This window comes from Methylobacterium sp. GXS13 (assembly GCF_001455965.1).
Classification (GTDB): domain Bacteria; phylum Pseudomonadota; class Alphaproteobacteria; order Rhizobiales; family Beijerinckiaceae; genus Methylobacterium.
Map to the genome: position 1 here is coordinate 14,099 of NZ_LKKO01000026.1, position 23,344 is coordinate 37,442.

A 23,344-nucleotide genomic window follows, 5' to 3' on the forward strand; every position below is an offset into this window, starting at 1 on the left:
TTGGCGTACGCTCGACATGGCGGAGCGCTACGCTCCCGCCCAGCTCGCGTACCGCTCCAGAAATTCTTCGATGGGAAGCGCGCGGAAGTCCGGAAGCGCCCGGCGCAGGCGCTCGTGGTCCCAATCCCACCAGGCGAGACGCTCCAGCCGCTCGGCGATCGGCTCGGGAAAGCGGCGGCGCACCGGCCGGGCCGGATTGCCGACGACGATCGTGTAGGCCGGGACATCCCGCGTGACGATCGCCCCCGCCCCCACCACCGCGCCGGTGCCGATGGTTCGGCCTGGCAGGACCACCACGCCGTGGCCGATCCAGACGTCATGGCCGATGGTCACCGGGCTCGCCCGGCGGCGCGCGAAGAAGGCATCCTCATCGGCCTCCTCGGGCCAGTAGGCATGGGCGCGGTAGGTGAAATGCGCTTGGCTTGCGCGCTCCATCGGGTGGTTGCCCGGGTTGATCCGCACGCTGGCGGCAATCGAGCAGAACTTGCCGATGGTGGTGTAGATCACCTCGCCATCCTGGGCGATGTAGGAATAATCGTCGAGGACGCTTTCGGTCAGGCGCGTGCGCGGGCCGATCTCGGTGTAGCGGCCGAGATGGCACTCGACGATCCGGGCGCTCGGATCAATTGCGGGAGCGAGGCCGAGATGCCGCTCAGCCATGGTCGCCCCCGAAGGGCAGGCGCGCGAGGAGCCGGAACGGCGCGGACCCGTCCTGGGACAGGAGGCACACGGCATCGATCACCGCGGGCGCCGGCCTCGAGGCCGCGTAGGCTTCGGTCAGGCGTCTGAGCCAGACGGCGCGGTCGGGCTCCGGCAGGGCGTCGGTCAGCGTCATGTGGAACCGGAAGGCTTCGAAGACATACGGATAACCCCAGCGGGCCAGTAGCGCGCGGCCGCGGGGATCGAGGCGCTCGGGGCGACGCTTGGCGCGCTCGGCCTCCGAGAGCGGCGCCCGCAGCGGTTCGAGGGCGGCGACGCATTCGGCGGCCAGCAGGCCGAGTTCCGGCGGCGGGGCTTCGGGCACCAGGGCGAGGAACGGCCCGAGCGCGGCGACAACCAGCGGGCCCAGCGCCACCGGCGGGTGCCCGGCCGCAAGGTCCCGGGCCATGGCGAGAAGGTCGGCCTCCTCGGCCGCCGGGGCGAGGCGCAGCGGCGCCTTGAGGGTCGCGTGGAAGCCGTAGATCCGGGCGCCCGCCGTGACGGCGGCGAGATCGCCGAGCCCGTCCGGATGCGGGACAGGGGCACCGGCGGCATTGTCGTAGCCGAGCACGGCGTTGCCGAAGGCCGCGAGGCCCGAGCCGGGCGCGGGGAGCCAGTAGAGGGCGTAGCGGCGCGTCATGTCCCGGTCTCCGGCTCCCGGCGCGGTCACGCCGTCGGCGCGCAGGCGCGGTCGACGCCCGTCCGGCGCGGGCGCACATCCATGGCGTTGCCGCGCCAGACGATGGCGCTCTGCACCCAGGCCCCCAGCCAGATCGCCGGGATCAGGGCGTCGCGCACCAGGAACGCCGCCAGCATGCGCGGTGCCCGATGCCAGCCCGCGCGGATCGCGAGCCGGTATTCCGCGGCATAGCACAGCGCCGCGAGGACGGCAGCGCCCGCGAACCCGACGGGGCTGCCGGACCAGAGCGCCACGAGGAGCGCCGGCAGCAGGACGCCGCTGCCGATCTCCGGCGCAAAGAACAGTGGGAACGTCACCCGCCGCAGCCGGGCCCGGCCCCGCTGCCGCGCCCAGACCTCGCGAAACCCCCGCGGCCCGAGCGGTTGCTCGAACGGGCGCGCCACGAGGTGGACGCGCTTGCCCGCTGCGCGCACCAGCTTGGTGGCGGCGGCGTCCTCGGCGATCTCGGAGGCCAGGGCCTGCAGGCCACCGCGGGCCTCGAGGAACGGCTTGTGCCAGAGCATGCTCTTGCCCTGGGCGAAGCCCAGCCCGAACGCCTCGGCGGCGTATTGCCAGCGCGCCTGCAGGGTGTTGAGGAAGGCGCATTCGACCTCGGCCATGAAACTGCCGGGCCGGGCGCCCGCCGGGGTCGAGCAGACCAAGCCGGTCTCGTCCCGCCAAGCCGCCTGGAGCCGCTGGAGGTAGTCCGGCGGCATGGCCACGTTGGAATCGGCGAGCACGACCCAGTCATGCGCGGCGGCGCGCCAGCCGCGCAGGCAGTTGTTCAGCTTCGGGTTGTCGCTGACGCGCTCGTCGCCGAGGATCAGCCGGGCCGGCACCTGCGGGTGGTCTGCGATCAGGCCCTGCACCCGCGGCACGATCGGATCGTCCGGGTCGGCCACGCAGAAGATCAGTTCGTAGGCCGGATAAGCGAGAGCGAAGCTGCGGGCCAGCATCTCGTCGCTGAACGCCTCGATCCCGTGGAGCGGGCGGACCAGGGACACGGGGGCCCCGGCCGGGAAGGTGGATGTCCCGTGGACCTTGCCGATGCGCCGCCCCGCGATCGCGATGCTGGCGATCTGGACGAGGACCAGGAGCGCGCCGAGGGACAGGGCCGACACCGTAGGGTCAAGCATGCGGATGCCTCGTTCACGCGCGTGATCGGCCCGGCTCGCCGGCGCGCGCACGTCGCATCAACGACTTAGAGCCGCGCCTGGTCGGGCGCGGCTCTAGCGGCCGGACGGCGTCAGTCGTGTGACAGATCCCGGGCCGCCGCGGCGGCCCGGAAAGCGTTCGTCAGAACCGGAGGGTGAAATTGCCCTTCACGGCCTGGTCCTGGGCGCGGGCGCCGACCTGGCCGGTATAGGCCACGCCCAGCGTCGCGTTCGGCGCCACCCGCAGGTCGAGACCCACACTCGCCACCAGCGCGTCCCGGTCGATCGGCACGCCCGCGCTGAGGAAGGCCGGGCCGGTGCCGAAGCTCAGCAGCGCCGTCGGGACCACGTCCCCGAACGCCCGCCGGTAGCCGATCAGACCGTAGGCCTTCACCGGAAGCCCGAGGCCCAGATCCAGGCTGGTCTGCGCCCGCACCCCCGCGGTCACCGCGCCGAGATCGTAATCGCGCGCGTAGCTCACCAGCGCCGCCGCGCCACCGGTCTCCGCGAAGCCGTCCCGCCGGATGCCGATATAGGCCCCGCCGACGAACGGCTCGATATAGGTCGAGGCCTGCTGCAGCGCCGGGCCGTCCGGCGCCGCCAGGGCCGACGGCGCGCTGAGCGTGAAGCGATAGCCGATCTCGCCGAAACCCTGGACCGTGTGGCCGCCGCCATGCCCGGTCGGGCTGTCCGACAGACCGTAGAGCACGCTGCGCCGGGTGCGGGTGTCGGTGTCTGCGTAGAGCGCGCCGAGCCGGACCGAGACCGGCCCGAACGCATAGTCGCCGTAGACGCCGCCGAAACCGCTCTTGAGCGTCGCGCTCTCCGTCCGGGCCCCGCCGCCCTGCCGGCCGGCGCTGTCGAGATTGGCCTCGGTGTAGCCGCCGACCAGGCCGAGCCGCAGCCCGCTCGGCAGCCGGATGTCGGCGCCGAGGGCGAAGCCGGCGATCTGCCGGTCGAGGTCGAAGGCGTTGCCGCCCCCGCCCGCCGTGCCGAAGGCGCCGAACCCCTGGCCCCAGAGGCCGAACACCCGCGGGTCCAGCGTCTGGACCGGCACGCTCGCCACCACCGGCGCCCGGCCCGGCAGGTCGGCGGCGTAGGCCGCCGGCACGCGGGCGCCGTCCAGGCTTGCGGCCGTGCCGCCCCAGCGCAGCCGGTCGAGCACCGCCTCGCGCACGAAGAACGCCGTCTCGTAGGCGGCCGAGACCGTGCCGGCATGGATGTCGCCCGACAGCGCCCGGAATCCATCGGCGGCCTCGCTCGTGGTGAAGGCCAGGGCGGCGTCGTAGGCCCGGCCGGACCCCGCCGCCTGGAGCGCGTTGGCCGCCGCGATGCCGTTGCGGCCGGTGGCGCTGGCGGCCAGCGGCACGTCGTTGCGGGTAAGCGTCAGGTCGACCGCGTCGGGCAGGTAGCGCAGCCCCGGCGACAGGAAGGCGAGGTTGGCCGTCACCCCGTCGAACCGGCCGGAGACGCCGCCTGCGGCGGTCAGGATCGCGTAGGTGGTGCGCGGGTTGTACGCCCCCGGGGCCGCCAGCACCTGCACGGTGCCGCCGGCGAGCGTCGCGGCGCCCCCGGCCGCGATCCGGTCGGCCTGTCCGGCGGCGTTGGCCTCGACCCGGTAGACCGAGCCCGGCGCGAAGGCGGCCGAGCCTGCCACAGTCAAAGTGCCGATCGAGTTGCCCGGCGCCACGGTGCCGCCCGACAGCGCCGCGATCCCACCGACGGAGCCCGAACCGCCGAGCAGACCGCCGGCATTGACCGAGACGGTGCCGGCGATGGTGCCGTTGGCGTAGAGCGCGCCGCCCTGGCCGATGCCGACATCGATGCCGAGGCGGTCGCTCGTGTCCATCCGCAGGGTACCGGTGACGTTCCCGAAATATCCGGCGGCGGAATACAGGTCGATGCGGCTCCAGTAGCTCAGCGGGCTGCCGTAGAAGGCGGCGAGCGCGTTGGTCTCGGTGTTGACCACGATCTGGTTGATCGTCTCGGTCGCGAGCTGGCCGTAGAGGCCGCCGTTCGGCGCGAGCGTGCGGGCGACCGAAGTCGATCCGCCGTAGAGGGGCGCGAGCAGAATCGACGCGTCCGGCCCGCCCTCGGCGCCGGCCTCGCGCGGGGCCTGGGCGAAGGTGAGGGTCGGCAGGCCGTAGGTCAGGCGGGCCTGGTAGGCGGCCTGGTTGGCGGCAGAGGGGACATAGGGATTGCCGGCCATGTTGGCGGCGCTGCCGGCGCAGGCCGCGACGGTGTTGCCGCACTGGGCGGCGAGGTAGGCCTGAAGCTGGCCCTGGGCCTGGACGAACTGGCTCGGCAGGTTGATCGCCCGGCCGGTCATCGCCGCGTTGTTGATGTAGGCCGGGTTGGTGAAGGCTTGCGCGAGGTCGTAGGCGGCGAGCGCGCGGCTGCCGATCACGTCGAGCGGGTAGTGCACGCCGAGGACGATACGGCTCTCGCCGTACTCGGACGCGCGCAGCAGCAGGCTCTGGTATTGCTGCGGCACCAGCATCGCCAGCAGATAGCCGCTCGTATACGCGTAGGTGGTGTGCCCGCTCGGGAAGGACGGGTTGGTGGCGATGCCGTTGAGCGCCGTCGGGTCGAAGGCATTGAAGCGGCTCGGCGCGACCTGGACGGGCCGGGAGGATCCATAGACGTCCTGGCCGGCTTGCGTGTTCGTGACGCCGTAGCCGAGGTCGTAGACGCTGTTGATGGTGTCGGGCAGGCCGTTGGCTCTGGGCAGGCTATAGCCCGCCGGCGCAACGGCGGGCGTCGCCACGTAGTTGGCCGGGGTCACGCTCGGGTTGTTGGCCGCGCCGTTGGCAAAGTAGTTCTTGGCGACGCCCAGGTTGTTGCCCGTGAACGTGTTGGCATCGACCAGCAGATTGATCACGCTGCCGAGCGCGCCGTTGGTGCCCTGGGCGAGGCCACGCTGGAAGATCGGCCCGAGCTGCGGGCCGAGACCGCCGATGCGCTGCTGCGGGATGCGGCCGTTGATCGGATTCTGGCCGGGGAGGCCGCCGCCGATATTGGCGGCAACGCCATAAGTGCCGAGCCCTACCGAGGACAGGTTGTTGCTTGCCGACGCCAGGAGGTTCTTGTCGCTGATCGCCAATTGCTGCCGGGCGAGCCCGGCGCCGTTATTCAGCGCGGCTGTCTGCGCCAGGTTCAAGTCCAGCGTCGCCTGCCCGGCCGCCGTCGCGTTGAGCGACAGGAACGGGGCCAGCAGATTGAGGACATTGACATCCGACGCAGTCGTGTTGGCGGTCTGCGCCTGCACACCCGAACTATATGCAGCGACCATCAAGGTCGCGATCGAGACCCCGTAGCAAAGTTTCATTCCCGGCCCCCAAGCCTGCGGCCATTCGGCCTGCGACGGGTGATTTAGCGGAAACGACACGGTCGCATGCGTCATAATTAAGTCATAATAACTTGAATCGTCAATTGTATCCCACTTGCAACAGATCCATATCTTAGCCGGCATAAATCTGTTGTGACTCTTATCGGCGATACGCTGAGCATCGACCTGAAATCCGTCCGAAAAATCTTCCCCCGCAGCGCCCGGCGCAACGCGAATCCTTCGTTTCAGGCTCGCACGATCCGCGGCTGGATGTCTGATTTCGGCATACGGACTGGCCGGCGCCCGATCAGTAAATACCTGGGCCCAAGGCTTTGGGAAGACGGACTAGACCTCGCCCCAATTGATATCTTCGGATCATTTGCAGAAGACGAACGAATATAATGCTTCCTCGAATCCGGTCTGTAAAACGTCACTGAACCGTCATCCCGCAATCCTAATCCCGCCTCGCTTCCGAAGACGAGTCAACGCGAGGGCCCATGTCCGATTCCGCCGTAATGTCGCCGCCCATAACGAGAGTCAGGCCCGAAGGCGGTCCGCGCCTCGAATCCGGGACGCCGATGGCCGGCGTGATCGCCTTCCTGTCGGTGCTGGTGGCCGGCCTCGGCTACGCGGTGGTGAGCCTCGTCACCGACATGAACGCGGTCGGCGAAGCGCCCCTGGCCTACGGAGCCTTCGCGCTGCTCGGGCTGGCCCTTCTGATCGCCCTCGCCTTCGAGTTCGTGAACGGATTCCACGACACCGCCAACGCGGTGGCGACGGTGATCTACACCCATTCGATGCCGCCCCTGGTGGCGGTGGTCTGGTCGGGCTTCTTCAACTTCCTGGGGGTGATGCTGTCCTCCGGCGCGGTGGCCTACGCCATCGTCACCCTGCTGCCGGTGGAGCTGATCCTGCATGTCGGCTCGGGGGCCGGCTACGCGATGATCTTCGCGCTGCTGCTCGCCGCCATCATCTGGAATCTCGGGACCTGGGCCTTCGGCCTGCCCAATTCCTCGTCGCACGCGCTGATCGGCTCGGTGATCGGCGTCGGCCTCGCCAACCAGCTGATGAACGGCGGCACCCGCACCGCCGGGGTGGATTGGAACCAGGTGCTCAACGTCTTCAAGGCCCTGCTGTTCTCGCCCGTCTGTGGCTTCGTGCTCGCGGCGCTGCTGCTGCTCGCGCTGAAATTCGCGGTGCGGCGCAAGGACCTCTACGAGGCCCCCCAGAGCGAGGCGCCGCCGCCGGTGTGGATCCGCGGCATCCTGATCCTGACCTGCACCCTGGTGTCGTTCTTCCACGGCGGCAATGACGGGCAGAAGGGCATGGGCCTGATCATGCTGATCCTGATCGGCGCCGCCCCGACGGCCTACGCGCTCAACCGGACCATGTCGGATTCCACGACCCCGGCCTTCATCCAGACCTCGATGGCGGCGAGCCAAGTCTTCTCCACCCGGGCCGGCGAGGCGGTCCTGCCGGAAGTCGCGCAGGCCCGCGACACGGTGACGGACGCGCTGAAGTCCAAGGATCTGAACAAGCCGTCGGTCTACGCCGCGCTCGCCGCGCTCTCGACCGGCATCGCCACCAGCGTGAAGAACTACGGCGCGATCCGCACGGTACCGGCCGCCCAGACGGAGAACATGCGCAGCGACATGTACCTCGCCGCCGACGCGGTGCGGCTGCTGCCGGCCGCCGGGGCCGATCTGTCGGAGGCCGAGAAGGCGACCCTGAAGAGCTATACCGGGCTGCTCAACGACGGCACCCGCTATATTCCGGGCTGGGTGAAGGTCTGCGTCGCGCTGGCGCTCGGCCTCGGCACGATGGTGGGCTGGAAGCGCATCGTCGTGACGGTGGGCGAGCGGATCGGCAAGACCCACCTCACCTACGCCCAGGGCGCGTCGGCCGAGATCGTGGCCGCGGGCACGATCGGGCTCGCCGAGTTGTACGGCCTGCCGGTCTCGACCACGCATATCCTGTCGTCGGGCGTCGCCGGCACCATGGCGGCCAACGGCTCGGGCCTGCAGATGGCCACGGTGCGCAACATGGCGCTCGCCTGGGTGCTGACCCTGCCGGCCGCCATCACGCTGGCGGCGGTGCTGTTCTACATCCTGCGCTACGTGTTCTGACGCAGCAATCCCGCCCTCCCCGGGCGGGCGTTCAGACAGGCAGGGCCGTTTCCGCGATCGGCGGAAGCGGCCCTGTCGCTTTCAGTCCCGGCTATTCGGGACGTCTCAGGGGCGCGCCATGGCGCGCACATAGGCCAGACAGGTCCGGCGTGCGGCGACGGTCTCGATCGCCATGAAGGCCGTCACGAGGTCCGCCGCCTGGACCACGATCTCACTCGGTTCCGGCTCGTCCGGGAAGAATGCGGCGACCGGCAGGTGGAGCGTATCGGCGATGCGGTCCAGGATCGCCGCGGAGCGGTCCATCTCGGAAAGCCCATGGACAGGCCGGGTCATGGCGCAGGCCGTCGCTCAACCGACCTGGTTGCCGAGCTGGATCGCCCGGGCAATCTCGGAGCGCCGCGCGGCGTAGCCCGGAGCGACCATCGGATAATCGGCGGGCAGGCCGAACTTGGCCCGGTAGCGCTCGGGCGTCAGGCCGTTGGCGGTGAGGTGGCGCTTGAGCGTCTTGTACGACCGGCCGTCGATGAAGCTGATCAGGCCGTCTTGACCGATCGAGGCCTCGATCTGTGCGGCGGACGGGCCGTTCCAGGCCGTGGCGGATCCGGCTGGGTTCTTGTGAAGCACCGCGATCGCCGCATGAACTTGGTCGATCAGCACCGGCAATTCCCCAGCCCCAACGGGGTTTCGCGACACGTAGGCGGCGACGATCGCGCCGACTTTCTCAAGCAGGAAGGATGAGCGGGGTTCGGACGGGTTGATCATGTCGGAGGTCACTGTTCAAAATTTCGCTATGAATACCCCTGGTGATCGATCGACGGCCCGAAGGTCCGCCCCAGTGATCGATCGCCGCAGGATGGCCCGCCGCGGCCGGGTTGCCACGGAAACCTCAAGTTGCTTCAGTGCATCCCTTGAGGCTGGAAACAATATACAATATGTGTCCGGCGGCGCTTGTCTGAAGACGCGGATCCCTTGTCCCCGCCGCGCGAAACGCCGGTCGATAAAAAAATTTACTTATGAAAGCACTGTTTTCGACCGACGGGCTTAACCCCTCGCAGAGCTTTCGGCGGTGGCGGGAAACGCTGGTCGGGCGTGGTGTCCCCCTCGAGCAGGCGCGCCTCGATGACGGTCCGTTCGCCGCCAAGCTGGAAGCGGCCGGCGTCGGCCCGCTGCTGCTGCTCACCCGCGTTTCGCATGGCGCGATGCGCAGCGAGGCGACGCGCGGGCTGATCCAGCGCAACGGCAAGGACGGCACCGTCGTGGTCCAGCGCGCCAAGGCGCATGTCGAGTCCCGTCTCGGCGACCCGACCCTCGACGCGCCGCAGCTCCCCGCGGCGGTGGGCGTCTCCCTGCGCCGGCTCCAGGAATTGTTCCACGCGCGCGGCCAGCACATCTCCGACTGGATCTGGCAGCGCCGACTGGAGGTCGCGGCCAAGCGCCTGGTCGACCCGGGCAGCGCCCACCTGCCGATCGGCACGCTGGCCTTCGGCTGCGGCTTCGCCAGCCAGGCCCGTTTCTCCCGCCGCTTCAAAGAGCGCTACGGCAGCACTCCCCGCGAGTATCGCCACGCCGCATTTGAAAGCATCCCGTAGGCCACCGCGCTACCCGGCATCGCCAGGGAACAGGACCCGTGCAACCCGTTTTTTCGACCGACGGCCTCCACCCGCAGAACAGCTTCAAGATCTGGCGGGAGGTGCTGTTCGAACGGCTCGTGCCGATCAAGATGGAGCGGCTGGACGACCGGCCGTTCGCCGGCAGGATCGAGGTCGCCAATGTCGGCTCCCTCAACATGAGCCGCGTCACGCAGGGCGCCCTGCGCAGCGAGACGACGCCCCAGGCCGCGCGCCAGCACGACAGGGCCGGCATGGCGGTCGTGGTGTTCAAGCTCGCCGGCGCGTCGTCCTGCCTTCAGGACGGCCGAGACTCGGTGCAGCGACCCGGCGACATCGTCGTGCTCGACCATCGGCCCGCCGTGGTGACGACCGGCCCCGGCAGCCAATCCCTGTTCCTGGAGCTGCCGCGCGAGCGCCTGGAGAGCATGCTCGGCCCGACCCGGCTCTATACGGCGCTGTCGATGGGCGCGGAGCTGGCTTCGAGCAGCCTGGCATCGGCCTTCTTCCGCGAGCTGATCCAGATGCGCCACCGGCTCGATCCCGACGCGGCGGAACGGATGTCGACGATCGGCGTCGATCTGATCGTGGCCTGCATCGCCGAGCGGATGGCCAAGGACGTGCCGCAGCCGCTCCACGGCACCGTCGTGGTCCAGCGTGCCAAGGCGTTCGTCGAGGCCAATCTCGGCGCGGCGACCCTCGATCCGCCGCAACTCGCCGCGGCAGTGGGTGTGTCGCTGCGTCGGCTTCAGGAGCTGTTCCACGAGCGCGGCCAGCACATTTCCGACTGGATCTGGCAGCGTCGGCTGGAGGCGGCGTCCAAACGGCTGGCCGACCCGAGCGGCGCGCACGTACAGATCGGTGCGGTGGCCTTCGGCTGCGGTTTTGCCAGCCAGGCGCATTTCTCCCGCCGCTTCCGGGAACGCTACGGCATGCCGCCCAGCGAATACCGACACGCGGCCCTTTTGCGCACGGCTTGAGGGGCTGTGGTTCGGCTGCGCCAAAGTCGTTGAGGACATTGGGACACCGGCAGAAGTGCCATCGACGCCGCGCGAGCACTTCGCCTGCTCCAGCGCAGCCTTCCCAACCGCGGCCCGTCCCGGACAGGGCGAGAATGAGCGTGGCAGGCTCCATCTGCCAGACCCGGAGCCGCAGGTGCCTGCGGTGCCGTATTGCATAATCCAGGTCGTTTTTGATATGAAGACGCGGAATCAACCAAATAAAAACGCCGCCTTTCAGAGCAGATATTTCGTTCTTATCCAGAAAAAATCGACAAAAAATCAAAAGCCATAGATCATTCTGCGAAAGCGCATCGCAAATTCATTTCGCGAGATCGACCAACAAGAATGGAATAATATTTATGAAATTATTGTTTTCGACCGAGAGGCTGCCGATCAAATCAAGGTTCGAGCGCTGGCTCGAGATGCTTGAGGAGCAACGCCTTCCGCTCGAGCAGGAGCAACTCGACGCCGCGCCCTTCGAGGCCAAGCTCGAGATCGCCACGCTGGGTCCCCTGACGATGACTCGGGTGTCGGAGGGCCCGCTGCGCAGCGAGGCGACGCCGAGCGCGATCCGCCGTCTCGGTGACGAGGGCTGCATCAGCGTGGGCTTCACGCTGGCCGGCATAACGAAAGTCCAGCAGCGGGATCGGGCAACGGCCCAGCGTCAGGGCGATCTGGTGGTGATCGAGCATCAGCCGACGGTGATGACGACGAGCCCGGGCAATCAGTCCCTGTACCTGAAGATGCCCCGCGAACGTCTGGAGAGCGCGCTCGGCCCGGCCCGACACTACGCGGCCCTGACCATAGGCTCGGAGCTGGCCACCGCGACCCTGGCGATGAGCTTCTTCGTGGAACTGAGCCGCATGCATCACCAACTCGATCCCGCGACGGCGGTCCGCATGGGATCGATCGGTGTGGACCTGATCGTGGCCAGCATCGCGGAACGGATGGCCCGGGACGTGCCCCTGCCGCTCAGCGACTCCGTTCTGGTCCAGCGGGCCAAGGCGCATGTCGAGGCCAACCTCGGCGACCCGACCCTCGACCCGCCCCAGGTCGCAGCCGCACTCGGCGTGTCGCTGCACCGGCTCCGGGACCTGTTCCGCACGCACGGCCAGCACGTCTCGGATTGGATCTGGCAGCGCCGGCTGGAGGTCGCAGCGGATCGCCTCGCCGACCCGGCCTGCGCCCACATCACCGTCGGCACCCTGGCCGGCGGCTGCGGCTTCAGCAGCCGCACCCATTTCTCCCGCCGGTTCAAGGACCGGTTCGGCCTAGCGCCCGGCGAGTTCCGGCACGCCGTCGGACTGGCCGGGCACTAGAGCGCTCGTCGCCGAAGTGGATACCGGTTCGGCGTAAACGAGCGCGTCAGATCAAAGACCTGGAACCATTCCCGGTCGCAGCGCGATCGGGAATGGCTCTAGCAGCCCGCCGCACCTATTCAGGGCCGCGGTCGCTCCGGCGCAGGCTTGCCGGCATCGCGAACAGCAGGAGGACGGCGGCCACCAGGCAGAGGGACCCGATGACGTAGAGGGCTGGCGTGGTGGATCCGGTCAGGTCCTTGACCCAGCCGACCATCACCGGGCTGACGATGCCGCCGAGCTGCCCCAGGGTGTTGATCAGTGCGATGCCGCCCGCCGCGCCGACGCCGGTGACGAGCTTGGCCGGCAGGGTCCAGAAGGTCGGGATCGAAGCGACGATCCCGGCCCCCAGCAGCGCCAGCGCGAACATCAACGGCACGATCTGCCGGTCGAACAGGCCGGCGGTGAAGAACCCGATGGCGGCGGCGATCGCCAGCCCGGCGACGAATTTCGGCCGCTCGCCGGAGGCGTCGGACAGGCGTCCGACCACCACCATGCTGATCGCACCGCAGATATACGGGACCGACGTCAGGAAGCCGACATAGGCCGCGCTGCTGCCGCTCGCGGTCTTGATCAGGTCCGGCCCCCAGAAGTTCAGCCCATAGGAGCCGATCTGGAGGAGGAAGTAGACGAGCCCGATCATCAGGAAGCCCGGCTGGCGGATCGCCCCGAGGAGCGAATGGTCGCCGATCTCGCGGTTGTGGTGGGCGATCCGGGCCGACAGCAGCGCCTTCTCCGGCTCCGAGAGCCAGCGTGCGTCGGAGATCCGGTCGTCGAGGCGCATCAGGACCAGGGCGCCGAGCACGAGGCAGGGCAGGCCGCCGACCCGGAACAGCCATTGCCAGCCGGCGAGCCCGGCGACGCCGTTGAGGCCGCCGAGGATCAGGCCGGCGACCGGCGCCCCGACGATGCCTGAGAAGGCGGACGCCACGAACAGGAACGAGGTGATCCGCCCGCGATGCGAGGCCGGGAACCACAGGGTCAGGTAGTACAGGATGCCGGGCGCGAAGCCCGCCTCCATGGCGCCGATGATGAAGCGCAGGGTGTAGAAGTGCCATTCGGTGCGGATGAAGATCATCAGCGCCGTGGCGATCCCCCAGGAGATCATGATCCGGGCGATCCAGCGGCGCGCGCCGACCCGGTACAGGAACAGGTTCGACGGCACCTCGAAGATGACGTAGCCGACCACGAACATGCTGGCGCCGAGCCCGTAGGCGACGTTGCTGAAGCCGAGGTCGCTCTGCAGCTGGAACTTGGCGAAGCTGATGTTGATCCGGTCGAAGAACGCGAACAGGTAGCAGACCATGATCAGCGGCATCAGCCGCCATGCCACCTTCCGGACGATGCCGGCCTCGGTCACGTCTTCTGGGCGCGCGGGCGCGCCGGTCACCGCGATGGCCATCGTGTTCCTCCCTCGATTAGGTCCGCCCGTCGAAGACGGGTTCAGATGCGCGGGACCGCCTTCGGATGGGCGGTTTCCTCGCGCCGTCTCTCAAGTCAGGGGTTCCCAAAGGGCGAGCCCTTTGGCGGGGTCAGGGGGCGGAGCCCCCGATGCATCCGGCTAGAGCATCGTCCCGGGAATCGGAACCGAGACGATGCTCTAGGCTTTTGATTTTGCATCATCTTTTCCAAAAGCCGGAAACCACCTTTCGGGATGATGCTTTAAGCCCGCCGTTCGCTCAGGCGGCCCGGGGGACCGGGTGGAGATCGCAGGGCCGGCCAGCCTTGGCGACCTGGCCGGGCACCGCGTGGCCGACCAGCCGCGGCAGGTCCTGGGACAGGCCGATCAGGGCCGGCAGGTCGAGGCCGGTGCGGATGCCCATCTCGTGGGCCATGCTGACCAGATCCTCGGTGCAGATGTTGCCGGTGGCGCCCGGCGCGAACGGGCAGCCGCCGAGACCGCCGAGCGCCGCATCGAAACGGCGTGCCCCCGCCTGCCAGGCGGCCAGCACGTTGGCGAGGCCGACGCCGCGGGTGTTGTGAAAATGCAGCGTCAGGTGCTCGGCGGGGACGATCTCCAGGGCCCGGGCGACGAGCCGCTCGACCTGGCGCGGGTTGGCCATGCCGGTGGTGTCGGCCAGCGTCACGCCGGTGATGCCGAGCGCGCGATAGCGCTCGACCTGCGCGACGACCTTGTCGACGGGCTGGTCGCCCTCGAACGGGCAGCCGAAGGCGGTCGCGACCGTGGCGTTAGTCAGGACCGACGCGCCCTTCACGGTCTCCATGATCCGGGAGAACCCGGCGATCGAGTCGTCCGGGCTCATGCCCATATTGGCGCGGTTGTGGGTCTCGCTCACCGAAGCGACGAGGTTGATCTCGTCGACGCCGTCCGCGAGCGCGCGCTCGGCGCCCTTCGGGTTCGGGACCAGTGCCACGTAGACCGTGCCGGGCCGGCGGCGGATCCCGGCGAACACGTCGGCGGCGTCGCGCAGGGCCGGCACCGCCTTGGGCGAGACGAAGGACGAAACCTCGATCCGGGAAAAACCCGCCTCCGAGAGCGCGTTCACCAGGGCGATTTTCTCGGCGGTCTCGACCCAGGCCGCCTCGATCTGGAGGCCGTCGCGGGGGGCGACCTCCTGGACCAGCATCATGGCGTCGCTCATTTGACGGCTCCCGCGTCGCGCAGCGTCTGGATCGCGGTCGCGTCGAGGCCGAGATCGGCCAGAACCGCATCGGTATGGGCGCCGAGCGCCGGCCCCTGCCAGCGCACCGCCCCGGGGGTGCCCGAGAGCTTCGGCACGATGCCGGGCATCTTCACCTGCGTGCCGCCGGGCAGTTCCGCTTCGAGGATCATGTCGCGGGCCTGGTAGTGCGGGTCGGCGACGATGTCGGCCACCGAGTAGATCCGGCCGGCCGGCACGTCCGCGGCGTCGAGGGCAGCCAGGGCGTCGTCGACGCTTCGGGCCTTCGACCAGTCCCCGATCACGCCGTCGAGCATGGCGGCGTGCTGCGAGCGGCCGTCATTCGAGCGCATCCGCGGATCCTCGGCGAGGTCGGGGCGGCCGATCGCCTTCATCAGGCGGCGGAAGATCGGATCGCTGTTGCCGGCGATCACGACGTAGCCGCCATCCTGGGTCGGGTAGGTGTTGGACGGGGTGATGCCGGGCAGCGCGCCGCCGGTGCGGGTGCGGATCTCGCCGAGCAGGTCGTATTCGGGGACCAGGCTCTCCATCACGTTGAAGACGCTCTCCACCAGCGAGACGTCGACCACCTGCCCGGCGCCGCCGTTCACCTTGACGTTCAGGATCGACATCAGCGCGCCGATCACGCCGTGGAGCGAGGCCAAGGTGTCGCCGATGCTGACCCCAACCCGGGCCGGGGGGCTGTCCGGAGAGCCGGTGGTGTAGCGCAACCCGCCCATGGCCTCGCCGATGGCGCCGAAGCCCGGCCGGTCGCGATACGGCCCGGTCTGGCCGTAGCCGGAGATGCGGACCATCGTGAGATTGGGGTTGAGGGCCGAGAGCACGTCCCAGCCGAGACCCAGCTTCTCCAGGCCGCCGGGGCGGAAATTCTCGACCACCACGTCGGCGCTCGCGGCGAGGCGCTTGACGATGTCGAGCCCGTCGGGCGTCTTCAGGTTGACCGCGATCGACTTCTTGTTGCGCGACTGGAGATACCACCACAGCGAGGTATCGCCGTGCATCTTGCGCCAGGTGCGCAGGGGGTCGCCGCCTTCCGGCGCCTCGACCTTGATCACCTCGGCACCGAACTCGGCCAGGAGCTTGGTGGCGAAGGGTGCGGCGATGAGCTGGCCGAGTTCCAGCACACGGATCCCGCTGAGCGGACCTGACACCGTCGTTCTCTCCCTGTCTTTGCGGACAGGATAGGACCGTCACGCGGGCGATGTCCAAACGCGATGCACGAGCCTGCGTTCGCCTCAGGAGAACGCAGGCTTGCCCTAACCCCCGGTCGTGCGCAGGTGATCGAGGAGCAGGGCGGCGGCGGGCGGCAGGGCGCCGGGCCGGACCACCAGGGTGAGCGTCCGCGTGGCCCACGGGTCGGTCAGCGGCACCGCGGCGAGCCGCATCTGCGGCCCGAGCAGGGCATAGACCCCCTCGGGGATCGTGCCGAGCCCCATCCCGGCCTGGGCCATCCGGCAGATCCCGTCGAAGCTCGGCACGTGGATCCGCAGGCGCAGCGGGCGCCCGAGGCGCCGGGCCTCGTCGCGCAGGGCCGCGTAGATCGAGCTCTCGACGTGTAGGCCGACATGATCGTAGTCGAGGGTGTCGGCGAGGGCGATTGCGGCGCGACCGCTCAGAGGATGGTCGGCGGGCATGACCAGGACCAGCCGGTCGCCGCGATACGGGTAGGCGGCGAGCGAGCGGGTATCGGTGCCGCCGGCGCAGATCCCGAGATCGGCCACGCCCTCTTCGACGCCCAGCACCACGCCGCCACTCGGCCGCTCCGCCAGGTCCACGCGGATCCGCTCCTGCGCGGCCAGGAAGACCTGAAGATCCTCGGGCAGGAACTGCACGATGGCCGACAGGTTGGCGAGCATCCGCACGAAGCCGCGCACCCCGTGCACGTGCTCGGCGAGTTCGAGCGCCATCTGCTCGGCGCTCGCCAGCATCCGGCGGGTGTGGTGCAGCAGGGTCTCGCCGGCCGGTGTCAGGCGCATCCCCCGCGGTTCGCGAGTGAGCAGCGTGCAGCCCAGGGCGCGCTCCAGCTCGGCCAGCCGCTTGCTCACCGCCGAGGGGGCGATGGCGGCCCGCCGCGCCGCGCCGTTGAGCGTCCCCGCCTCGCAGATCGCCGCGAACAGGCGCAGCGTCTTGAGATCGAGGCGGCTCAGGGTGGCCGCAGTGGGGAGCGTGTCGGGAATGCTCAGGATCCTTTCTTAGCGGTCTCCTGGGGGCCGCGCCAGTCCCGCGCGCCGACCGGCTGGCCGTATGCGCCGTGGCCGAGCTTCGCGCCCTGTCGGTTGACCAGGCCGAAGCGCAGGACCGCCTGCTCCAGGTAGGCGATCGCATCGACGAGATGGGCGCGGGCCGCCGCGATCGCGTCCTCCCCCTCCTCGACGGGGGTCTCGGCGAGGTTCACCGCGGCGATCAGCACCCGGTCGCGTTCCTCCTCGATCCGCCGATCGCGCTCGACATGGCCGCGGACTTTCGCGTCGAAGGCCTCGATCACCGACCAGGGCAGCGCGTCCTTGTCCACAGGCGCCCGGAAGGCCAGCGCGTGGCGCCGCGCCGCTGCGGCGGCGGCCCTGACATGGTCGGCGAGTTCTGCATCCATCCCGAGTCTCCGTGCGGTCTCACGCATTGATCAGGCATCGTCCGTTCCCGAAAGCCGGCAACCACCTTCGGGACGATGCGCGCGCATGATGTCTCGAACGCGCGCCCGTCCCGCCCGTTGCCGGGGCCATGACCTTGACAACGCGAGCGCTTATCTCGCGGAACTGTGATCGGTGTACCGGGCCTCGCCCGGACGGGAGTTACCCTGAATGGTTTCGATGCTGAATGCCGGCGCCTTGCGCCCAACCTCCGCGGCGGCGCGCCTGCTGAGCGCGCTCACGATCCTCCTGGTTGCCATCGGACTCTCAGGCTGCGGTGCGATCAATCGCGTGCCGACCCTGGAGGAACAGGCCAAGTCGTCCTGGAGCGAGGTGCAGAACCAGTACCAGCGCCGAGCCGACCTGATCCCGAATCTCGTCGAGACCGTGAAGGGCTATGCCCAGCAGGAAAAGGACGTGCTGATCGGCGTCACCGAAGCCCGCGCCAAGGCGTCGAGCGTGAAGGTCGACGCCTCGACGGTGAGCGATCCGCAGAAATTCAAGGAATTCCAGGACGCCCAGAACCAGCTCTCCGGGGCGCTCGGGCGCCTGCTGGTCACGGTGGAGAAGTACCCCGACCTGAAGTCGAACCAGAACTTCCTGGCCTTGCAATCGCAGCTCGAAGGCACCGAGAACCGCATCGCCGTGGCGCGGCGCGACTACATCGGCTCGGTCCAGGCCTACAACACCGAGTTGCGCACCATCCCGGGCCGCTGGATCGCCGCGATCCTGTATCCCGAAGCCAAGCCGATGGAGACGTTCTCGGCAACCCCGAATGCCGACCGGCCGCCGAACGTGAAGTTCTAGATGCGTCTCATGGGCTTGAGCACCGGGACGCTGGTGCGGCTCTTCCTCGCGCTGGTCGTCCTGTTCGCATGTCTGGCGGTCTACGCGGTCGGGGCGCTCGCCGCCGACCTGACCTTCCCGCCGCTCACCGGCCGCGTGGTCGACGGCGCCGGCATCCTGACACCGGATCAGCGCACGGCCCTGGAGGCCAAGCTGAAGGCGCACGAGGACAAGACCTCGGACCAGGTCGTTGTGGCGACCGTGCCCAACCTCCAGGGCACCACCATCGAGGACTTCGCCAACCGCCTGTTTCGGGACTGGAAGCTCGGGCAGGCCAAGACCAACAACGGCGCGCTGCTGCTGGTGGCGCCGAGCGAGCGCAAGGTGCGGATCGAGGTCGGCTACGGGCTCGAAGGCGCGCTCACCGACGCGCTGTCGCGGGTGATCATCGCCAGCGCGATCACGCCGCGCTTCAAGACCGGTGATTATTACGGCGGGATCGATGCCGGCATCGACGGAATCCTGGGAATCCTGTCGGGGGACGCGCAGGAATGGCAGCGCAAGCCGCAGGTCCGCGCCGACGAGGTCGACCCCGGTCAGGTCGCGGTCTTCGTGATCCTGTTCCTGGTCGTGCTGTTCGTAGCCTGGCGCATGAGCCGCGGGGGCGGCGGCCGTGGGGGTCGCTCGGCCGGGCGCGGCGGCGGCATCGTGTTCCTGCCGGGCTCCGGCTCGGGCGGATGGAGCGGCGGCTTCTCGGATGGAGGCGCGTCGGGCGGCTTCGGCGGCGGGTTCTCCGGCGGGGGCGGCTCGTCGGGTGGTGGGGGATCCTCGGGTGACTGGTAGGATCGCCGACATTCTTCCCCAGGAGGCCTGCGAGGGCCTGGGCGAGGCGGTCGCCCGGGCCGAAGCCGACACGTCCGGCGAGATTGTCGTGATGATCAGCCGGCGGGCGGGTGCCTACCGCTCCGTGGTGCTGCTCGCGGCCCTGATTACCGCGCTGATCCTGCCCTGGCCGCTGATCGCGCTGACTGGCTGGAGCGCCACCGCGATCCTGCTGGCGCAGGCCGCGCTGGTGGCCGCCATCCTGGCAGCGAGCCAGAACGAACGGCTGCGGCTGGCCCTCGTGCCGCGCCGGCTGCGCAGCGCCCGGGCCCGCGAGGCCGGGCAGCGGGCCTTCTGGTCCCGGGGCCTGAGCCGCACCCGGTCCCGCACCGGCGTGCTGCTCTACCTGTCGCTGGCCGAGCGCCATGCCGAGATCGTCACGGATCTCGGCGTGCTGCAGCGCATTCCGGCGCAATCCTGGGACCGAATCCTGGCCGATCTCACCCGTGCCCTGGCGCGGGGCGACATCGAGGGCGGCCTCACCGTGGCGGTCGAGCGGATCGGCGCCTGCCTGGCCGAGCATCTCCCGGCCGGCCCGCACGATCCGGACGAATTGCCGAATCGGGTGATCGTCGCGGATTAGCGCCGGCCGGCTTTCCGCGCGCGCGTCCGAAACCCGAGCCTAGCCCCGGGCTTGCCGCAATGCGGCCATGGCCTCCTCAGGCGCGGCGTCGCAGCCTGCCGGCACGACCAGCTTCACGGCCAGCTCATGCCGCGTCGCGGCGCCGTTCATACCGAGAACCGCGCCGGCCCGGTGCAGGACGGACAGGATGCTCAGCTGTATCGCGGCCCGGGGACCATCCAGGGTCCGGCCCCGATAGACGTAGGCGACCCGGTCGTTGGGATCGCGCAACGGCGCGAGAGAGGTGTCGGTGCCGTGGGGCAAGGGCTCGACGAAGTCGGCCCTCACCGGCAGCGCGCAGGCGCTGGTCCAGACCAGCCGGCGCACGGCCTCGGCGCGCGGCAGAAATACGCCCTTCCCGAGATCGACAGCAACCGCGTCGGCCCAGTCCGGGGGCGTCGGGTTCGCATAGGCCTGGACCCGCATCGATGCCGAGAGGGCGAGCAACAGGCACAGGGCGACCAGCCCTGCCCGGTCGGCATTGATCAGGCGGGTCGCGCGAGCCGGCACGGCGCCCTCTCGACATGGAGCACGATCGGCAGCAGCGACGCCGCCACGGAGACCAGCGCCACGGTGACCGAGCCGGCCCCGTCGTGCCAGTAGCGGTAAGCCTCGGCGGAGGGCAGCATCGCCAGGATCCGGGCGATGTTGATCGCCACCACCAAGATTGCGCTCACCGCCAGGGCGCCGAGCGCTTCGCGGCGGATCGATCGGCCGGCGATCTTGAGCACGCACAGCCAGATCAGAGCCGCCAGCGACAGGTTGTGGAACGCCGAACATCCCTCCAGCATGACGATCGACCAGTCGGACCGCGCGCTGAGATAGACGCCGCTCGCCTGCAGGCCGGGAAAGGCGAAGCGCCCGACCCAGGCCATCAGGGCGACCTCGACCGGTTCGATGGCGTGGTAGAACAGCTTGAAGACGAGCTTGCTCCACAGCTCGCAGAGCGACAGGGCGAGCCAGACCTGCCCGATATCGGCCAGCACGCGATCCTGGGAGCGACGGGCGAGGAGCCAGGCGGCGGCCAGCGTCATGCCGGCATAGACCGCGTGCGGCTCGGGCAGGAACCAGGTCAGCGCGCAGGCGACCAGGACGGCGCGGTCGGCCCGCGTCAGCGCGAGGCGGACGTGCCGGTCGCCGAACAGGACCGCCATGGTGGCGAGGGTGGCGAAGACCTCGCCGAAATTGAGTTCGGTGAGGCGCTGGATGCCCGGATCGGGATCGAGCAGCAGGCGCTGCAGCGCAGCCGAGATGGCCGTGCCGCACCCGAAGACCAGCAGATTCCCGCGAGCGGCTCGGACGGGCAGGTTCGCGGCATGCGCGTGCGGTGCCTTGGCCGGCCCACCTCCGCGGCACCCTGTCAGAAGCTCGGCCATTCGGGCGCTCACGCAGCGGCCGGCGCGCGACGTTTGCGACGGAGGAAGGCCACGGTGCCGGCCGCCAGCGCGAGACCCAGCATCGCGTTGATCTCAGGCGCAGGGGCACCGCCGGAAGCGCCCCCGGAGCTATCGCCGAAACCGGCGTCGAGGGCGAAGAGGCCGGCCATGGCTCCGTCGGCCCTGTCCGGGAATGCGTCACCGAGGCCGGCGGCCATGCGCCCGCCCGCACGCGAGCCGCCGCCCGCCCCGCCGGCCGCGGAGCCGTTGAGCGCAGACGACGAATCGGCCGTGGCGTAGCCGATGGTTGGGGGCGACAGGAGCCCCGAGAAGGCCGCCCCTCCCCCGAAGCAGGTTACTAAGCCAGCGAATGGATCCCCCCTGAGGAGGGCGTCCAGGCCCGTGCCGATTCTGGAACGGTGCAGACCGACGGTGGAAATGGGCGACGCCGCACCCGTCTGGCGAAACGCACGCGACGGGCAGACGACATCCCATTTCAGGTCGACAGGCTCTGCATATGCAGGAGTGATCCGACCTGCCAAGCATAGAACGGCGACAACGGCCGTACGCGACAGGCGCTCCTTCATTACCCCTCCACCCCGAATTCTGGCGTCACGATACGCGGATCACGGGTATGCAGCCCCATATTGATCGTCGTTAACTAAGTTCTTTTGAGCATCAATATAAGCGGATATGTCGGGCGATTAATTTAGAGGTCAATGGCGGCTTTCTACTGATACTTGTTTGACCGACCCAATTAACCATTCGAACTTGCTTGTGAACGCCCTCCGCCCGCAAGCCTGAAGCGCCGGCGTTGAGATGCCCAAGACTGACGTTTCGTCCGCTGCCGGGACGCAGGTTCCATTTCCGCGACGTGCCGGAGGGGTGCGATTTGTGCGCTGCCGCACGGGGCCCGGCCGACACCGGTAACTTGGCCAGCTCACCGGCGATTCTCTCTTACAGACCGCATGGGTGTGACCGCGTCCGACGCGTCCGCCCGCGGGATGCCGGTTCCAGACAACGGAGCGATACCGGCACCGCCCGAGGAGACCGCTATGAAGATCCTGATCGCCGCGACGCCGCTGACCGGCCACGTCAATCCGATGCTCGCGATCGGCCGCGCCGCCGCCGCCCGGGGCGACGACGTGATCGTGCTCACCGATCCGGCGTTCCAGGCGAAGGTCGAGGCGGCCGGCCTGAACTTTGCGCCCTACGCGGACAACGGCTCCGCCAGCTTCCTCGAGACAACGTTGCCTGCCGGCCCGGAACGGTTCCGCCACGAATTCCAACGGCGGTTCATCGATCCCATGCCGGTCCAGACAGCCGCTCTGAAGGCGCTGATCGCCGCGAACGCGCCGGACGTGATCGTGGCCGGCAGCATGTTCCTCGGCGTGTTGCCGCTGCTCCTCGACACAGCACCGCGGCCACCGATCATCACCGCCAATATCAGCTTCCTGTTCCTTGACCGGCCCGATCATGCTCCGGTCGGTCTCGGCCTGCCGCCCGCCCGCGACCGGACCGAGCTGGCCCGCTACGCCGCCCTGAAGGCCGGCATGGATGCGGCTTTCACCAACCCCGTCCGGGCTTATGCGGATGCCCAGCTTGCCCGCTTGGGCGTGCCCCCCTTGCCGGCCTCGCTGCCGCACTCCGTCGTCGTGCTGCCGGATCTGTTCCTTCAGCCGACCGTACCGGGCTTCGAGTACGATTACGGCCCCCTGCCCCAAAGCGTCCGCTTCATCGGCCTGCTTCAGCCTCCGACGCCGGCTGCGGATCTGCCGGATTGGTGGCCGGAGCTGGAGCGGGCCAACGCGGAGGGCAAGCCCGTGGCTTTGGTTACGCAAGGCACCCTCGCCAACGCGGATTTCGGTGCGCTGGTGGAGCCGACGCTCACCGCCCTCGCCGACCGGGACGACCTCCTTGTTCTGGCCACCACAGGCGGCCGACCGATCGAGGCGCTGCGGGGACCGATCCCCGCCAACACCCGGGTCGCGCGCTTCCTGCCGTTCCGGGAATTGCTGCCGCGGGTCAGCGTTCTCATCACCAATGGCGGCTACGGCAGCGTCTCGCAGGCTCTGGCGAATGGCGTGCCCATCGTGTCGGCGGGCCTCACCGAGGACAAGGCCGAGGTGAATGCCCGTATCGGCTGGTCGGGTGCCGGCATCAACTTGGCCACCAACACGCCGAGTGCCGATGCGCTGCGCGTGGCGGTGACGCGGGTGCTCGACGAGCCGAGCTTCCGGCAACAGGCTGCGGCGCTGCGGGACGCCTTCGCAGCGCGGGATGCGATGACCGGCATCCTCGGGGCGATCGACGACCTCGCTCGCACCGGCTCCGTGCTCCGCGGTGGCGCGAGCGCGGCCGTACCGTTGGCGCGATCGGCCTGAAGCCGGCTACCAAGCGGTCGATGCCGAAGATCGCATCGCCGCGAGGTCGGCCCCCCTGGCGAGGCGGGACCAT

The 23,344-nt window shown here is 69.3% G+C and carries 22 protein-coding genes; 8 read left to right on the forward strand and 14 right to left on the reverse strand.

Annotation, left to right across the window (positions count from 1 at the left end):
* Positions 1-27: 27 nt before the first annotated feature.
* The 4 genes from AO398_RS09670 to AO398_RS09685 form a co-directional block, all read right to left on the reverse strand.
* Positions 28-660, reverse strand: a complete 633-nt coding sequence (locus tag AO398_RS09670; protein ID WP_058191851.1) for a chloramphenicol acetyltransferase — start codon at positions 658-660, stop codon at positions 28-30.
* Complete coding sequence (locus AO398_RS09675) at positions 653-1,339, reverse strand: DUF1045 domain-containing protein (protein ID WP_058191852.1); 687 nt, start codon at positions 1,337-1,339, stop codon at positions 653-655. Before AO398_RS09675 ends, AO398_RS09670 begins: the two co-directional genes overlap by 8 nt.
* Positions 1,340-1,365: 26 nt before the next feature.
* Positions 1,366-2,514 (reverse strand): ceramide glucosyltransferase, encoded by a 1,149-nt coding sequence (locus AO398_RS09680; RefSeq protein ID WP_058191853.1) that lies wholly within the window; start codon positions 2,512-2,514, stop codon positions 1,366-1,368.
* 160 nt (positions 2,515-2,674) lie between these two features.
* Positions 2,675-5,824, reverse strand: coding sequence for an autotransporter domain-containing protein (locus AO398_RS09685; protein ID WP_244498718.1), 3,150 nt, complete (start codon positions 5,822-5,824; stop codon positions 2,675-2,677).
* Positions 5,825-6,438: 614 nt separating this feature from the next.
* On the opposite strand from AO398_RS09685, the gene AO398_RS09690 reads away from it, so the two are divergent.
* A complete protein-coding gene (locus AO398_RS09690; RefSeq protein ID WP_244498712.1) occupies positions 6,439-7,986 on the forward strand; it encodes an inorganic phosphate transporter in 1,548 nt (515 codons plus the stop codon).
* Positions 7,987-8,091: 105 nt separating this feature from the next.
* Here AO398_RS09690 and AO398_RS09695 read toward each other — a convergent pair whose 3' ends face one another.
* Together AO398_RS09695 and AO398_RS09700 are read right to left on the reverse strand one after the other, a co-directional pair.
* Entirely contained in the window at positions 8,092-8,319 is a 228-nt protein-coding gene (locus AO398_RS09695) for a hypothetical protein (protein ID WP_058191856.1), read from the reverse strand.
* A gap of 15 nt (positions 8,320-8,334) precedes the next feature.
* Entirely contained in the window at positions 8,335-8,748 is a 414-nt protein-coding gene (locus AO398_RS09700; RefSeq protein WP_058191904.1) for a MucR family transcriptional regulator, read from the reverse strand.
* 251 nt (positions 8,749-8,999) lie between these two features.
* Here AO398_RS09700 and AO398_RS27415 point away from each other — a divergent pair, with 251 nt between their 5' ends.
* The 3 genes from AO398_RS27415 to AO398_RS09715 all read left to right on the forward strand — a co-directional run bounded on the left by AO398_RS27415 (position 9,000) and on the right by AO398_RS09715 (position 11,913).
* Complete coding sequence (locus tag AO398_RS27415) at positions 9,000-9,575, forward strand: helix-turn-helix transcriptional regulator (protein ID WP_082643220.1); 576 nt, start codon at positions 9,000-9,002, stop codon at positions 9,573-9,575.
* Between the two features lie 38 nt (positions 9,576-9,613).
* Positions 9,614-10,573 carry a helix-turn-helix domain-containing protein gene (locus AO398_RS09710; protein ID WP_058191857.1) on the forward strand — a complete coding sequence of 320 codons (960 nt, stop codon included), beginning with the start codon at positions 9,614-9,616 and terminating at the stop codon, positions 10,571-10,573.
* Positions 10,574-11,016: 443 nt separating this feature from the next.
* Positions 11,017-11,913: a helix-turn-helix domain-containing protein gene (locus AO398_RS09715; protein WP_348272355.1), complete on the forward strand. Its 897-nt coding sequence runs from the start codon at positions 11,017-11,019 to the stop codon at positions 11,911-11,913.
* A gap of 115 nt (positions 11,914-12,028) precedes the next feature.
* Here the strand turns inward: AO398_RS09715 and AO398_RS09720 are convergent, their stop codons facing one another.
* The 5 genes from AO398_RS09720 to AO398_RS09740 form a co-directional block, all read right to left on the reverse strand.
* Positions 12,029-13,354, reverse strand: coding sequence for an MFS transporter (locus AO398_RS09720; protein ID WP_058191859.1), 1,326 nt, complete (start codon positions 13,352-13,354; stop codon positions 12,029-12,031).
* Positions 13,355-13,631: 277 nt separating this feature from the next.
* Positions 13,632-14,555 (reverse strand): hydroxymethylglutaryl-CoA lyase, encoded by a 924-nt coding sequence (locus AO398_RS09725; protein WP_058191860.1) that lies wholly within the window; start codon positions 14,553-14,555, stop codon positions 13,632-13,634.
* A complete protein-coding gene (locus tag AO398_RS09730; RefSeq protein WP_058191861.1) occupies positions 14,552-15,745 on the reverse strand; it encodes a CaiB/BaiF CoA-transferase family protein in 1,194 nt (397 codons plus the stop codon). Before AO398_RS09730 ends, AO398_RS09725 begins: the two co-directional genes overlap by 4 nt.
* 105 nt (positions 15,746-15,850) lie before the next feature.
* On the reverse strand, positions 15,851-16,771 hold the full coding sequence (locus tag AO398_RS09735; RefSeq protein ID WP_152997476.1) for a LysR family transcriptional regulator: 921 nt from the start codon (positions 16,769-16,771) through the stop codon (positions 15,851-15,853).
* Between the two features lie 2 nt (positions 16,772-16,773).
* Positions 16,774-17,184, reverse strand: a complete 411-nt coding sequence (locus tag AO398_RS09740) for a hypothetical protein (RefSeq protein ID WP_058191863.1) — start codon at positions 17,182-17,184, stop codon at positions 16,774-16,776.
* Positions 17,185-17,392: 208 nt separating this feature from the next.
* On the opposite strand from AO398_RS09740, the gene AO398_RS09745 reads away from it, so the two are divergent.
* The 3 genes from AO398_RS09745 to AO398_RS09755 are packed head-to-tail and all read left to right on the forward strand — an operon-like array spanning position 17,393 to position 19,472.
* Entirely contained in the window at positions 17,393-18,028 is a 636-nt protein-coding gene (locus AO398_RS09745; protein WP_058191864.1) for a LemA family protein, read from the forward strand.
* Positions 18,029-18,850: a TPM domain-containing protein gene (locus AO398_RS09750; protein ID WP_058191865.1), complete on the forward strand. Its 822-nt coding sequence runs from the start codon at positions 18,029-18,031 to the stop codon at positions 18,848-18,850. It abuts the gene before it with no gap.
* On the forward strand, positions 18,840-19,472 hold the full coding sequence (locus AO398_RS09755; protein WP_058191866.1) for a TPM domain-containing protein: 633 nt from the start codon (positions 18,840-18,842) through the stop codon (positions 19,470-19,472). Before AO398_RS09750 ends, AO398_RS09755 begins: the two co-directional genes overlap by 11 nt.
* A 39-nt stretch (positions 19,473-19,511) precedes the next feature.
* On the opposite strand, the gene AO398_RS09760 is transcribed toward AO398_RS09755, so the two are convergent.
* From AO398_RS09760 to AO398_RS28245, 3 genes are read right to left on the reverse strand one after another with little or no spacing between them, the layout of a single operon-like run.
* Positions 19,512-20,021, reverse strand: coding sequence for a hypothetical protein (locus AO398_RS09760; protein WP_058191867.1), 510 nt, complete (start codon positions 20,019-20,021; stop codon positions 19,512-19,514).
* Positions 19,997-20,887: an efflux RND transporter permease subunit gene (locus tag AO398_RS09765; protein WP_082643221.1), complete on the reverse strand. Its 891-nt coding sequence runs from the start codon at positions 20,885-20,887 to the stop codon at positions 19,997-19,999. The genes AO398_RS09760 and AO398_RS09765 overlap by 25 nt, the downstream gene beginning before the upstream one ends.
* A gap of 8 nt (positions 20,888-20,895) precedes the next feature.
* The gene (locus AO398_RS28245) at positions 20,896-21,474 is read right to left on the reverse strand and encodes a hypothetical protein (protein ID WP_152997477.1); all 579 of its coding nucleotides are present in this window, start codon (positions 21,472-21,474) and stop codon (positions 20,896-20,898) included.
* 468 nt (positions 21,475-21,942) lie between these two features.
* On the opposite strand from AO398_RS28245, the gene AO398_RS09770 reads away from it, so the two are divergent.
* Positions 21,943-23,271 carry a nucleotide disphospho-sugar-binding domain-containing protein gene (locus tag AO398_RS09770; protein WP_058191868.1) on the forward strand — a complete coding sequence of 443 codons (1,329 nt, stop codon included), beginning with the start codon at positions 21,943-21,945 and terminating at the stop codon, positions 23,269-23,271.
* The last annotated feature ends 73 nt before the right edge of the window (positions 23,272-23,344 follow it).

Bases quoted from the DNA above. Each gene is read 5' to 3' on its own strand.
- AO398_RS09770 (WP_058191868.1), top strand. From the start codon at position 21,943: ATGAAGATCCTGATCGCCGCGACGCCGCTGACCGGCCACGTCAATCCG.
- AO398_RS27415 (WP_082643220.1), top strand. From the start codon at position 9,000: ATGAAAGCACTGTTTTCGACCGACGGGCTTAACCCCTCGCAGAGCTTT.
- AO398_RS09680 (WP_058191853.1), bottom strand. From the start codon at position 2,514: ATGCTTGACCCTACGGTGTCGGCCCTGTCCCTCGGCGCGCTCCTGGTC.
- AO398_RS09715 (WP_348272355.1), top strand. From the start codon at position 11,017: ATGCTTGAGGAGCAACGCCTTCCGCTCGAGCAGGAGCAACTCGACGCC.
- AO398_RS09765 (WP_082643221.1), bottom strand. From the start codon at position 20,887: ATGGCCGAGCTTCTGACAGGGTGCCGCGGAGGTGGGCCGGCCAAGGCA.
- AO398_RS09690 (WP_244498712.1), top strand. From the start codon at position 6,439: ATGGCCGGCGTGATCGCCTTCCTGTCGGTGCTGGTGGCCGGCCTCGGC.
- AO398_RS09745 (WP_058191864.1), top strand. From the start codon at position 17,393: ATGGTTTCGATGCTGAATGCCGGCGCCTTGCGCCCAACCTCCGCGGCG.
- AO398_RS28245 (WP_152997477.1), bottom strand. From the start codon at position 21,474: ATGAAGGAGCGCCTGTCGCGTACGGCCGTTGTCGCCGTTCTATGCTTG.
- AO398_RS09740 (WP_058191863.1), bottom strand. From the start codon at position 17,184: ATGGATGCAGAACTCGCCGACCATGTCAGGGCCGCCGCCGCAGCGGCG.
- AO398_RS09750 (WP_058191865.1), top strand. From the start codon at position 18,029: ATGCGTCTCATGGGCTTGAGCACCGGGACGCTGGTGCGGCTCTTCCTC.
- AO398_RS09695 (WP_058191856.1), bottom strand. From the start codon at position 8,319: ATGACCCGGCCTGTCCATGGGCTTTCCGAGATGGACCGCTCCGCGGCG.
- AO398_RS09670 (WP_058191851.1), bottom strand. From the start codon at position 660: ATGGCTGAGCGGCATCTCGGCCTCGCTCCCGCAATTGATCCGAGCGCC.
- AO398_RS09685 (WP_244498718.1), bottom strand. From the start codon at position 5,824: ATGGTCGCTGCATATAGTTCGGGTGTGCAGGCGCAGACCGCCAACACG.
- AO398_RS09675 (WP_058191852.1), bottom strand. From the start codon at position 1,339: ATGACGCGCCGCTACGCCCTCTACTGGCTCCCCGCGCCCGGCTCGGGC.
- AO398_RS09720 (WP_058191859.1), bottom strand. From the start codon at position 13,354: ATGGCCATCGCGGTGACCGGCGCGCCCGCGCGCCCAGAAGACGTGACC.
- AO398_RS09700 (WP_058191904.1), bottom strand. From the start codon at position 8,748: ATGATCAACCCGTCCGAACCCCGCTCATCCTTCCTGCTTGAGAAAGTC.
- AO398_RS09725 (WP_058191860.1), bottom strand. From the start codon at position 14,555: ATGAGCGACGCCATGATGCTGGTCCAGGAGGTCGCCCCCCGCGACGGC.